Source organism: Pseudidiomarina insulisalsae (genome assembly GCF_003987065.1).
GTDB classification, from domain to species: Bacteria; Pseudomonadota; Gammaproteobacteria; order Enterobacterales; family Alteromonadaceae; genus Pseudidiomarina; species Pseudidiomarina insulisalsae.
In genome coordinates, this window is record NZ_PIPY01000002.1 from 237,873 (window position 1) to 250,030 (window position 12,158).

Genomic DNA, 12,158 nt, shown 5'->3' on the forward strand with positions numbered 1-12,158 from the left:
GTTAATCGCGTCGCTGCTGCAGCAATGCTGCGGCCCGCTGCGCCCAAAGTTCTGCAGCAACATGTGACGGGTGATAACCGTCACGCGCGACGAAGCGCGCTTCAAACGGAAAGTCCGGCAGTAACAACTCAGTAGACTGCTGCTGATCGCAGTGCGCCGCCAGCTCGCGGTTTAAGTCGTGGGCCTGGCGCCCTAAAAACCAGCGTAGCGGCTGCGGCAACGCCGGAAAGCGCTCCATTGGCGGTAGCGCCGTATAAAGAATATGCTTGGCGCCAAGACTCTGTAAATAGTCAGTCAGCGCTTCCAGATCGCGTCGCCACTGCACTAATGAAGTACGTTGCGTAACATCGTTGACGCCTACCGAAATCACCACCGTATCCACCTGCGTCAGGCGCAGATCCGTCTCTTTGAGCATAGCCAGAACCTGAGCACAGGTCAGGCTTGAACGCGCCATCAATTGCCAGTGCAACTGATACTTTTCTGCCAGCAACCCAATCAGCCGCCCGCTAAACGCATCCTCCTGAGTTTCACACCCCACCCCAGCGATCGCCGAGTCGCCAATCAGCAATAACCCAAGGGGGGCTGCCCCCCCTTGAGGAATGTTATGGCGGCGGCCTGGCGGCTCAGGTAAGCGTGGGGTTCGCGCGCGTACGACTTTTCCCTGCAGCAGTAACAGGGGGGCGCTAAGGGCGAATAAAAGTTTGCGCATGGGAGTCGGTTCCTGTCGGTGGCATGCTAAGCTTAGTGTAAAACCATAATACGAGTTGCGTATGAAAATCTACGTGGATGCTGACGCCTGCCCCACGGTTATCAAAGACATCTTATTTCGGGCGGCGGAACGTAAGCAGATTCCGCTGTTGCTGGTCGCCAACCAGCCACTGCGCACGCCGCCGTCGAAGTGGATCCGCGCGATGACGGTGGCTTCAGGATTTGACGTGGCCGATGATGAAATTGTCAAACAATGTGAGCTCGGTGACCTGGTGATCACCGCCGACATTCCGCTGGCCGCAGAGATCATCGCAAAAGGCGGCCGGGCCCTTAGTCCGCGCGGCGAGCTTTTTACGCAAGATACCATTCGCGAGCGCTTAAATGTGCGTGACTTCATGGAGACCATGCGCGCCAGCGGTGTACAAAGCGGTGGTCCACCGCCTTTACATCAACGTGATCGGATGGCGTTTGCAAACCAACTGGATCGCTTGCTGGCACAAGTGAAGTAACGACGTTACTGATTCAAATTCAAGGAGGCCAATTGCATGCACCGCCCGCTTCTGGTTGCCTTAGCTATTAGCTGTAGCCTGTTAATGAACAGCAAGGCCCAGCCACAAGAACATGAAAAAACCTTCAGCGCTGCTGAGGTTCTAAAGTGGCAAGAGCGCGAATTTGCAGCGCCGTCCAGCTACCGGCTGTCGGACAATGGCGACTATCTGATTGCCAGTTGCCAACCCGGCCAGGCTTCGGCGCTGTACCTGGAGCAAGCTCTGAAAATCGACGAGACTCCCTACCTGAACTGGCGCTGGCGTATTCCCAAGTCACCACCAAAGCTCGCAGCAGAGCGTAGCAAGCAAGGCGACGATTTCATGGCGCGCATTTACGCCGTCAGCGAACAGGGCATTTTCGGTCTGGCTACCAAGGCGGTGAATTTTGTCTGGGCAGCCGAGCCTGCCATCGGAAGCGCCTGGCCCAACCCATTTACTGATCAGGCGATGATGGTAGTACAACGCAACAGCGAAAGCGCTACCGCCACCTGGCTCACCGAGCAGGTAAACCTGGCGGAGCAGTTTCAGCGTCACTACGATCTGACTCTGGACCATATTGACGGTCTGGCACTGATGGTCGATTGTGATAACTCCGGTGGCCATCGTGAGTTTCACCTTGAACGTATATGGTTTAGTGCACAGCCATAAAAAAACCCGCCGGATGGCGGGTTTTTAACATTACTCGTCAGTTTTCAGGTAAGTGTCCAGCCAGCGGGTTTGTTCCCACAGCATGTGCAACACAGACTCGCGTGCACGGTACCCATGCGACTCGTGTGGCAGCATGACCAATCGCGCGGTGCCGCCTAAGCCCTTAATTGCCTGATAAAGCCGCTCTGACTGCATCGGGAAGGTGCCCGAGTTATTGTCATTACTGCCGTGAATCATCAGCAACGGCTCATCAATTTTGTGCGCATGGAAGAACGGCGACATACCGATGTAGAGATCAGTATCATCCCACACGGTGCGCTCTTCACGCTGGAAACCAAACGGCGTCAGACTGCGGTTATAGGCACCACTGCGTGCAATACCGGTGGTGAAAAGGTCGCTGTGCGCCAGCATATTCGCCGTCATGAACGCACCATAAGAGTGACCGCCTAAAGCGACACGCTCGGGGTCAGTCACACCTAAATCAACGCCTGCCTTAATTGCCGCGCGGCCGTTCATGACCAACTGTTCGATAAAGGTATCATTAGGACGCGCCTCACCCTCACCGACAATCGGCATGGTCGCATTGGCGAGTACCGCGTAGCCCTGGGTCGCCAGGTACTGCGGTCCCCAGTAACTGATACGGACAAACTCGTATGGCGAACCGGACACCTGTGCCGCAGCAGATGAACTCTTATACTCGCGCGGGTAGGCCCAGACCATGGTCGGCAATGGACCATCGCGTTCTTTATCGTAGCCCGCTGGCAAATAAAGCTCGGCCGACATTGCCAGGCCATCTTCACGCGCGTAACTGATCATCTCACGGGTAATGCCTTTGGTATGCGGCATTGGGTGTGGGGTGTCAGTCAGGGCGTTGAGCTCTGCATCATCAAGGTCACGGACAAAGAAATCGGCCGGATCATCGACACTCTCACGCTGGGTAAGGAAGGTCATCGCGTCAGGATCGATCAACGCCAGTGGCCGCTCAAAGTAAGGTGCCTCACTGCGCCATAACCGCTCAGCTTCGTTACTGCCAAGATCAAAGCGGTCGATAAACGGACGGTCTCCATCAGGTGACGCACCAGTGCCGGTCAGCAACATTGCGCCGTCATCAACGTGCAACAGGCGACGTCCATCCACCTGCACGGTGAACGGCTGGCCCGGATCATTGTAGCGATCTTCCCATGAGCGGTCCCAGACCAACTGAGGCGCGCGCTCACCGGTACCATCGACCAGCCAGAGTTTCTCGTCACGGTCCGCCCACCAGCGCTCCCACACCAGAATGGTCTGCTCGTCTGCGGCCAGTACGCGACCCATACGCTTGGTCAGTTCAATGAGTTTTTGTGGAGCGGCGTCAAACGGCGCTGCTTGTTGGAACACCTGGTCACGGATCTTCGCATCGACAGCCGGATCACCTTGGTCGGTGGCTTCGGCCCAGACCAGCGTGGCATCGGCATCATTGCGCCATTGCACCGAACGACGTCCCTGCACCACTGCATCAAAGGCGATCGGTAGGTTATCGGCAAGACCTTGCTCGACGACGGTATATACCGTTTCACCGGCCGGATTCCAGACCATAGTGGTTTCCGGGAAGCGATAATGGGGCACGGCATACGAATATGGGCGCTTAATTTCGCTGACCAGCAAGTAGGCGTCATTGGGTGCCACACTGACACCATTGTAAATGGCCTGCGGACCTACTTTTTGCGCGTTGCCATCGACATCAAAAAAGCGGATCTGGCTGGTAAAGTAATAGTCAAATAATGCCTCGTCGGCTTTGTTTTGCAGCAAATCCTGATAGGTACGGGCTGGCGCATTGCGGCCAGAACTTTCGGTAATTACCGGGCCAGTGGGAACACTGACAAGCTTTGGTTTTTGCAAGCCTTCGGCAACGGTGTAGCTATACAGGCCGCTACTGTCGTGACGCCACTCCAAACGCGGGCCCCAGACGGCATTTAACGGTGTGCTGGTCCATTTTTTGGCACTGCGGGAAGCCACATCAACCAGCCACAGCTCGACCGCATCAGTCGTCTGCTGGGCCACGGCAATGTAGTTACCATTAGGAGACCAGCTGGTACCAAGCGCTTTGAGTTCAGTTGGCAAACCATCAATGGCAATGCTTTCGCCTGAAGTTACGTCAACCAGACTCAGTTCGCTGATATAGCGTGCCTGACTGACAGTGTAATTGGCCGGGTTAATGCGGCGGCCGGCAAGTTTCAACTGCTCGGCGGCAACATCGGCAATGGTCGGCAGTGCCGGGTATCCGGTCACCAGCAACAAATCACCGTCTGGACTTAAACTACCGCCGGGTGACGGCGCTGCGTCCACGATATCGATAATCGCCTGTGCCGGCTCCTGATAGTTCAGCTTCACCGGGTTGGCTTGCGCAGATTGTGCGGTCATCAGCACAGCTGTGGCACCCAGTGCCATAGCGATTGCGCTGACTTTTAACGCTTTGATCATAATGCTTGTCCTTGTTCGATAGCAAAGGTTGTCTAATTATGGTTAGCTTAAACTAGCATAGAAACGTCCTGCTTAACCCCCATAGGCGGGACAGCAATCGCAGGATTCAGGGCGTTAACCGCATAGCGAGAGCGAAACATGAAGAGTGTGGAACATATCAAGCAGCGCCTGGCCCACTGTCAGGCGCTCAACCCGCGGCTAAACGCTTTTGTCGACATGTTTAGCGAGCAGGCAATGGCGCAGGCACACGCCTGTGATGCCGCTTTGGCTCGCGGGGAAAGTCTCGGTCCGCTGCATGGTACTGCGGTTTCAGTCAAAGAGTGTTTTCAGTTACGTGGCAGCAAAAGCACGGTTAATTACCCGCCACTTCGCAACTATCAGGCCGAGGTGACTTCGCCGTTAATTCAGCGATTGTTTGACGCCGGCGCCGTAGTGCTGGGTAAAACCAATGTTCCCGCCCTACTTGCTGACGCACAGACCTTCGGGCCTCTGTATGCCACAGCCAATAACCCCTACGATCTGAGTTGCACGCCTGGCGGCAGCACCGGCGGTGGTGCCGCTGCTGTTGCAGCACAACTGGTTGATATTGAGCTGGGCAGTGACATTGGCGGCTCGATACGCAACCCGGCAAGCTTTTGTGGCTTATTCGGGCTCAAGCCCACCGAGAACGGCCACGCTGGCGACGGTCACATCCCGCCTTTGCCTGGCTCTCAGACCGGTATTTCGGTAATGAACAGCACCGGTCCGTTGACGCGCACTGCCAGCGATCTGACCCGCGCTTACAAGGTACTGTTTCAGCCCGACTGGCAGCAGGGTACTTACCTTCCGGTTGCGCGCTCACAGGTCAAACCCGCAACGCTGGCGGGATATCGCTTTGGCTACCTCGACACTATTATGGGCCTGCAACCCGGAAGTGAAGTTCAGCGGGCTATGGACACAACCGTTGCCGATTTAACCGCGCGCGGCGCCAGCGTGAAGAAGCTCTCACTCGATCCGCAATTGGCAAGAGAGCTGCTGAGTTTATGGGCAGAGCTATTTGGCTTTATGATGGGGCAGTCGCTCAGCTGGCCGGTGCGCAAAGTGCTGTACTGGCGCTTTAGTAAGTTATTAAAAAGCTCAAGCTTGCCGGCCGGTAAAGCCCTGCGGGCCGGGTTAGGGCTTGATCTGAAACGCTTCAGCCGCGCACTGTCGCGCCGGCAGGAAATAATTGCCGAAATCAATCGTTGCTATGCCGGCGTTGATTGCGTTATCAACCCCACGGCGTTGGGCCCCGCGTTCCCGCATAACCCGGGTCACAAGCCGATACTGCTCGATGGTGTGCCGGTGCCTTATGTCGACTACTGTTTTCCTTTTGTCATGCTTTACAACCTGACTGGCCAGCCGGTGCTGACGGTCCCGGCTGGCCAGACCCAAAGCGGGTTGCCGATCGGGTTATCCTTTGCCGCGGGGCATCATCAGGAACCGACACTACTACACCTGGCGCAGTTGTTAGAGTCAGCCGGGTATCGCTACCATGCGCCCGACATCATAACTTAAGCCAGCTGTTATACTTACTGGCGCTAACATCATTTTTTTAAACCAACAGGAGGGACTATGTCGAATCCCCTTGAAGATCGCGTGTTACTTATCACTGGCGCCTCAAGCGGTATTGGCCGTGTGACTGCGCGCCGCGCTGCAGAGGCCGGCTTTAAAGTTATTCTTACCGCGCGCCGTAAAGAGCTGCTCGATGAACTGGTAGAAGAGCTTGGCAGCGATAAAGCATTAAGTGTTTCTGCCGATGTCAGTGATTATAAGTCGCTCGAACAGGCGGTGGTGAAAGGCGTCGACAAATTTGGCAAACTCGACGCGGTGTTTGCGAACGCGGGAACCGGGTTAAATAAAGCCGGCACGGAGCAAGGCGACCCTGAGGAGTGGAAGGCGATGATTGATGTTAACGTCAATGGTCTGCTTTATACAGCGCGCCTCACCCTGCCGCACTTGCGGCAAACCACGGGACACTTTCTGATGACCGGCTCGGCTGCGGGACGCAATACCATTAAAGGCTCAGTCTATGGCGCCAGCAAATGGTTCGTGCACGGATTTTCTCAGAATCTGGCTGAGGAAATGAAAGAGTGGAACGGTCGTTGCACGACCATTGCACCGGGAATGGTGAATACACCTTTCTTTGACGAGCCGAAACCCGATAAGCTTGATCCCGAAGATGTTGCCGACGCAGTGCTCTATGCACTTAACGCGCATCCGCGCAGCTGCGTCCGCGAAGTTTACTTAATGCCCGCTTATAAAAATTAAGCGCGCGCGACATTTTTGTCGTAATGGTCGAGCAGCACCGTCTGGGCATGCACCAGCGGTTGCTCGGCCCCGATAATCGCACTTTGATGCTCGCCCAGTAGCCGCATCATTACCTCATTGTCTTCTTCGCCGCCCCACATTTTCACGTAGGTGCCTTGCTTATAGCCACGTTGCTGGCGCAAATTATTGAGTGCGTTCTTACCAATGTAGGTCAGATAGACGGTGTCAGCATCGCCGTATGCGTCAACCAGCATACTTAGTAGTTTATCGAAGAAGACTTCACCGCAGGCAAGTGGCGCCTGGCTATTACCATCTGCTGCCAAGGCACTGACGAGCTCTTTGCCGTCGCGAACATTAGCCTCATTGGCAAAACTTTTTAGCACCAACTGCGCGACAGATTCTGTCGCCGACGCTGTATCCTGACCCTTGCGGCAGGCATGCTCGACCGCATCGGAAATGGCAAAATGCAATATATCGATCAGCTCCATATTGGCCTGCGACCAGTCAGCCTCTTGCTTTTTCCACCACTTGTACGCGGTATGCTCAAAATACTCACCCAGCTCGACCAGTATCGCTTTTACATCGTCACGCTGCACCTTTGGCGCTTCGGGATAGTCGGGATCAATGACCTGGTTAAAAGCAATCTGCATGGCCACAAGTTGGCGTGCTTGCGTGGGCGTCATCAGCAATTCCTCTTGATTTTTTTATTGGCTTTTCGATGCCTGCCAAAATAGCACAGGAAAGCGAGGTTAGGCGAGTTCTGGTAGGCGTAATTACACGCTACAACTTGAAATTAGCTGTAATACCTACATAGTTTAGAAAGTGATCATCAACTACTGTCGAGGTTCGCATGTCAGCATCAACTATCGCAGCCTGCCCGGCCTGTCATAAAAAAAACCGCGTACCGGAGCAGCGCAAACGTGCTGAAGCAAAATGCGGTGCATGTGGTACGCCGTTATTCGGTCAGGGCGCTTTTAGCGTCAATGCCGATCAGTTCCGCGCGCATCGCGATGCTGATCTGCCACTGGTGGTTGACTTCTGGGCAAGCTGGTGTGGTCCTTGCAAGCAATTTGCGCCTATTTTCGATGAAGTTGCCCGCCACTACAGCGAAAGAGCAAGATTCTTAAAAGTCAGCACCGAAACAGAACCGCATTTAGCCCAACACTTTGCGATTCGCAGCATTCCAACGCTAATGATCGTGAAAAACGGTCAGGAGGTGGTACGCCAGGCGGGCGCCCTGCCCGCCCAGCAGTTTCGCCAGTGGTTGCAACACCACCTGTAAACGACGGCGTTAATCCAGTTGTAATTCCAGCAGGTAGTTTATCAGCGCAAAATAGCGCTTGGACTCTTCCTGAGAATGCGGTGCCGGCGCGGTGACCACATACTTACCATTCACCACAAGCATCGGCACACTGGTAATCTCGGCGTCCATCATATCTTCCATCACCAGCCGTAACTTATCGGTTTGCACACTGTCTTCAAAGGCTGTCGCAAAGGCCTCAGCATCAATGCCGTGCTCGGCGAGAAATGCCTGGATGTCTTCGGGCGTTGGCAACCGGTTCTCGTTTACCCGTACGCGCTCATAAAACTCTATTAGTTCGTCATCGAGATTCGTTTCAGCAACGTCACGGAGCGTATAGAAAACGCGTGCATCGTAAGCCCAACGCTCATTCGCCGGTGCGGCACGCTTAATCAATGCGACATCGGTGTACTCCAGCGCAAAGGCATTGACAGTCGGGTTCAGGTCCTGGCAATGAGGACAGCCGGGCCATAAAAACTCAATGACGAAACCGCGCTCACCAGGGGCTTTCTCGAAGTCACCCAGGGTTAGAGCCGTATCCAGTACGCGATAATCCCTGCCCTCGATAAAATCTGTCGTATCTTCCATTAATGGCTGTGTCAGTTGTTCGACATTCTCTGTCGAGCGTTGCTCCTCACCGACCTCAGGTGTCGCATTGTCGCTGGTTTCAGAGGCCGGCTGGCAGCCAAGCAGTACCAGAGTCGAGAGGGCTATCAAAAACCCCTGCGTCAGTTGCTTACTATAAGTCATAGTGTTCCTCGTTGATTCTTTTAATAATGTCACTCCCATTTCAACCCAGACTAGGCCAAAAGTCACGTTTTTGATAGTGACCCGAGGCACTGACGTGCTTTGCAACCTCTGCGTACACTTACCGTTACCAAAGTCTGGAGGTGTCCGATGAGCATGTTTTATCAATTTCTTTTTTATCTTCATGTCAGTGCCGGGGTCATGGCGATTCTGGTGTTTTGGGTGCCGGTTCTGACGCGCAAAGGCGGCCTGAATCACCAGCGTTTTGGTCGCTACTACCGACGACTCATGTACACGGTTGCTGGTGCTGCAATCATTATGTCATTGCTTTTGCTGACGATACCTACTCAGGTGAAGCCGGAGTTATTAAATGCAGATAATCTGCGTACGACATTGCTGAATGTACGCGCCTTCGCCTTGTTCTTGCTTTTGCTTGGCTATATTACTTTTATTTCGGTGCTACATGGACAACTGGCATTAAGCGCCCAACAGGACCGCCGCGTCTTTCGTCAGGCCCGCTTTTTATTTCTGGTGGCAGGGCTTAATGTATTGAGTCTGCTGGTGCTGTATGTTGGCTGGACACTGTCACAGCCATTAATGCTGGTGTTTGGCGGTTTAGGTCTGTTTGACTCCATCAATACCTGGCGCTATATCTATAAATCGCAAGTCTCTGCACGGGCCTGGCTGTGCGAACATCTGAGCGGTTATATCGGTTCTGGCATTGCCGCTTATACTGCTTTTATCACCTTTGGCGCCCGTCATCTTCTGACCCTGCCCGGCTACTGGCAGCTGTTATTTTGGGTGCTTCCGGGCGTTATTGGCTCCGTGTTTATCTTCCAACTGAGTCGTAAGTACGATCCGCAACGCGCGCCCGCCACTCGTAAAGTCACCAGAAAAGCGCAATAATGACCGTACCGATAGCTTACGGAGCAAGTTATGTCGTTATTGTACAGTCGCACCGCCAGCATGCTCAGCTCGCGCACTCGCGGCGTCCTCAGGGTAGTAACCTTGTCTGGCGCGGCACTGGTGTTTGCCGCCTGTAGCCCCGCCCCCGAGACGGCACAAGTCACGCGTTATCACTGCGGCGCATTACCGTTAATATCGGAACGACAAGGTCAGCAACTCACCTTGTCATTTGGCGACACTCCGGCGGCGCAAACCATGACGTTGCAGGCCACCACCAGCTCCTCAGGTGAACGTTACGTCAACGCCGAAAAGGGCGCTGAGTTTTGGCGTAAAGGCAATGAAGCTCAGTTCAGTACCGCCGGCTTCTCGCTTCCCTTATGTTTACAAGAGGGCACCTTGCCGCAGCAATTCAGCGCGCGTGGCAATGAACCTTTCTGGCTGGTAGCGGTAGATGGTACCGAGGCTACCCTGCGTACCCCGGGGAATGAGAAACCTTACCCCGATATCCATCTTAGTAGCCTGGTTAGTATCGATAGCACCACCTTCACCCTGCGCCTTGATGATGCCACCGAGCTCCAGCTGGTCGATACTATCTGCTATGACAGTATGAGCGGGCACAGTTACCCTTACACCGCGACCCTGAAGACCGTCAGCGGCGATCTGCCAGGCTGTGCCGGTGACACGAATATGCTTATAAGTGGCGCCAGCTGGCAATTGCATACGACTGGTATCGAGTTTAGCGAAGCACCATCGCTGACATTCCACTCCGATCAACGGGTCAGCGGTTTCGCCGGATGTAATTATCTGACGGGTAGTTATCAGTTGTCCGGCGAAGGGATACGATTTTCACCCCTGGCAGTCACCAAGCGCATGTGTGGGCCGCAAGTCATGGCCTTTGAAAATGAGTTCTTGCGGCAGCTAAGCCAGGCGTCAGGTCTTAAAGTCTTTCCGGATAATACCTTGCAACTGCGTCTGCGTAACGGTGACTTCGTCCACCTTTACCAGACTGATTTAAAACTGTGGCGTGAATAGGAAAAAAACAATGAAGCTTTATGAGACAAAAACCGCACCTAACCCACGACGGGTAAGAATGTTCCTTGCGGAAAAAAGCCTGCTGGATAAGGTTGAGTGCATTGAAGTTGATCTACAAAAGGGCGAAAACCTTACCCCGGAGTTTGTCGCTAAGAACCCGATGAAGAAAGTTCCCGTGCTGGAACTTGATGATGGCACGACCATTGCCGAAACTATGGCGATCTGTCGCTATTTTGAAGTGAACTACCCCGATACGCCGCGACTATTAGGAGAGTCAGCGCTTGAGCAGGCTTTAATAGAGCAGTGGCTGCGCTGGCTTGATTACTACTACTTTGTGCCCTGCGGGATGGGTTTTCAGCACACCAGTGGATTCTTTAAAGATCGGATGACACCAGTGCCTGAATGGGGTGCATCCTGTATTGAAGACACGAAAAAGTTTATGCAGTTCTTAGATCAGCATCTGGCCGGCAAAGAGTATATTTGCTGTGACAAGCTGACCGCGGCTGATCTCACTGCATTTGCGGTGACCGCCTTCGCCCGCGTGATCAAGTTACGGGTTGATGACAGTTTGCCGAACTTGCTGGCTTGGTATGAACGCATACAGGCGCGCCCGTCGGCGCAGGTCTGATTCCGATCAGTCACCCGTGTGCGCGTCGTCTCGCGTTACGTCAGTGAGGTACAGTAGCCCTGCGGTGTGCGACAGATAGCGTAATGAAAATAAAATGCGGCGATGACAATCGCCGTTTTGTTCTAAGGTTTTGCGCAGCTCATCATCACGTTTCGGCCGTGCCTCAAAAGGTTGTTCCGACGTCTGGATAAAGGCTTCGTTAATGAATACTACATCACAGTTTAGTTTCTCGTAGTAAGCCTGCCGCTGATTCAACGGCAGCGCCTGAGTTCCCGAGCCATCCTGTAGCCAAACCTCATAGCCTAGTTGCTGAATCTCATTCACCCATTCACCAAAAAGCTGCGGCGAAATCGTCGCGCTCATAAAGACGCTAATTGCCAGGGGCGTCGTTCCCAGGCGCTCTCGCAGCTGGCGCAAAAACTGATGCAACTGCGCCTGTTTTTCTGCTGTCGCGAAATAGGCGTCGCTGAGTTCAAGCGGAATGTACCAGCCAAGAAACTGCTGTTGGTGTTCAAACTGCCACGCCTGCCAACGCGCCACTGTGCCGTTGACGGAGCGCAGATAATTATTGAAAAAGGCTTGCTGAGCGGCTTCACCTTCAGCCATTTGGGCAAAATAGTCTGGTTCAGAGTGCAGGCCGATCCACAGTGGCATATGCTGTTGCCAGGCGGTCAGCGCCTGGCGCAACCAGTTGCGCGGTTGCGCAAAATATTCATTGCCATACTGCACCCACTGCACCACACCAAAGTCAATGTCCTCGGTAGCGAGCTGTTGAAACAAGTAACGCCAACCATAAACACCTAGTTCCGCGTCCCGGTTTAACGGCTGATACATTACACCAAGGTCGAGCGACGATTTAGCCTGCGTCGCCATTGGCGCGGCCGTTAGCATC

Annotated in this window: 13 protein-coding genes; 8 read left to right on the forward strand and 5 right to left on the reverse strand. The window is 54.1% G+C overall.

Translation table 11 applies throughout. The features are described from left to right. Position 1: 1 nt before the first annotated feature. The gene (locus CWI71_RS02630; protein WP_126753703.1) at positions 2-709 is read right to left on the reverse strand and encodes an SGNH/GDSL hydrolase family protein; all 708 of its coding nucleotides are present in this window, start codon (positions 707-709) and stop codon (positions 2-4) included. Between the two features lie 61 nt (positions 710-770). On the opposite strand from CWI71_RS02630, the gene CWI71_RS02635 reads away from it, so the two are divergent. Next, positions 771-1,217 (forward strand): YaiI/YqxD family protein, encoded by a 447-nt coding sequence (locus tag CWI71_RS02635; RefSeq protein ID WP_126753704.1) that lies wholly within the window; start codon positions 771-773, stop codon positions 1,215-1,217. Between the two features lie 36 nt (positions 1,218-1,253). Further along, positions 1,254-1,904, forward strand: coding sequence for a DUF3047 domain-containing protein (locus CWI71_RS02640; RefSeq protein WP_126753705.1), 651 nt, complete (start codon positions 1,254-1,256; stop codon positions 1,902-1,904). Positions 1,905-1,934: 30 nt separating this feature from the next. On the opposite strand, the gene CWI71_RS02645 is transcribed toward CWI71_RS02640, so the two are convergent. Further along, on the reverse strand, positions 1,935-4,364 hold the full coding sequence (locus tag CWI71_RS02645) for a S9 family peptidase (RefSeq protein WP_241967592.1): 2,430 nt from the start codon (positions 4,362-4,364) through the stop codon (positions 1,935-1,937). 138 nt (positions 4,365-4,502) lie between these two features. Between CWI71_RS02645 and CWI71_RS02650 the strand changes: the two genes are divergently transcribed. After that, positions 4,503-5,900, forward strand: a complete 1,398-nt coding sequence (locus CWI71_RS02650; protein WP_126753706.1) for an amidase — start codon at positions 4,503-4,505, stop codon at positions 5,898-5,900. A 57-nt stretch (positions 5,901-5,957) separates the two neighbouring features. Continuing rightward, the gene (locus CWI71_RS02655; protein ID WP_126753707.1) at positions 5,958-6,653 is read left to right on the forward strand and encodes an SDR family oxidoreductase; all 696 of its coding nucleotides are present in this window, start codon (positions 5,958-5,960) and stop codon (positions 6,651-6,653) included. On the opposite strand, the gene CWI71_RS02660 is transcribed toward CWI71_RS02655, so the two are convergent. Continuing rightward, positions 6,650-7,336 (reverse strand): dUTP diphosphatase, encoded by a 687-nt coding sequence (locus CWI71_RS02660; protein WP_126753708.1) that lies wholly within the window; start codon positions 7,334-7,336, stop codon positions 6,650-6,652. The genes CWI71_RS02655 and CWI71_RS02660 overlap by 4 nt on opposite strands. 167 nt (positions 7,337-7,503) lie before the next feature. Here CWI71_RS02660 and trxC point away from each other — a divergent pair, with 167 nt between their 5' ends. Beyond that, positions 7,504-7,935 carry a thioredoxin TrxC gene (trxC, locus tag CWI71_RS02665; RefSeq protein WP_126753709.1) on the forward strand — a complete coding sequence of 144 codons (432 nt, stop codon included), beginning with the start codon at positions 7,504-7,506 and terminating at the stop codon, positions 7,933-7,935. 9 nt (positions 7,936-7,944) lie between these two features. On the opposite strand, the gene CWI71_RS02670 is transcribed toward trxC, so the two are convergent. Then, positions 7,945-8,703: a DsbA family protein gene (locus CWI71_RS02670; protein WP_157981036.1), complete on the reverse strand. Its 759-nt coding sequence runs from the start codon at positions 8,701-8,703 to the stop codon at positions 7,945-7,947. A gap of 147 nt (positions 8,704-8,850) precedes the next feature. Between CWI71_RS02670 and CWI71_RS02675 the strand changes: the two genes are divergently transcribed. The 3 genes from CWI71_RS02675 to CWI71_RS02685 are packed head-to-tail and all read left to right on the forward strand — an operon-like array spanning position 8,851 to position 11,266. After that, on the forward strand, positions 8,851-9,606 hold the full coding sequence (locus CWI71_RS02675; RefSeq protein ID WP_126753711.1) for a hypothetical protein: 756 nt from the start codon (positions 8,851-8,853) through the stop codon (positions 9,604-9,606). Between the two features lie 30 nt (positions 9,607-9,636). Continuing rightward, on the forward strand, positions 9,637-10,638 hold the full coding sequence (locus CWI71_RS02680; protein WP_126753712.1) for an META domain-containing protein: 1,002 nt from the start codon (positions 9,637-9,639) through the stop codon (positions 10,636-10,638). Between the two features lie 10 nt (positions 10,639-10,648). Beyond that, positions 10,649-11,266, forward strand: a complete 618-nt coding sequence (locus CWI71_RS02685) for a glutathione S-transferase family protein (RefSeq protein WP_126753713.1) — start codon at positions 10,649-10,651, stop codon at positions 11,264-11,266. A 6-nt stretch (positions 11,267-11,272) separates the two neighbouring features. Here the strand turns inward: CWI71_RS02685 and CWI71_RS02690 are convergent, their stop codons facing one another. Beyond that, entirely contained in the window at positions 11,273-12,139 is an 867-nt protein-coding gene (locus CWI71_RS02690; protein ID WP_157981038.1) for a DUF4434 domain-containing protein, read from the reverse strand. Positions 12,140-12,158 lie beyond the last annotated feature (19 nt).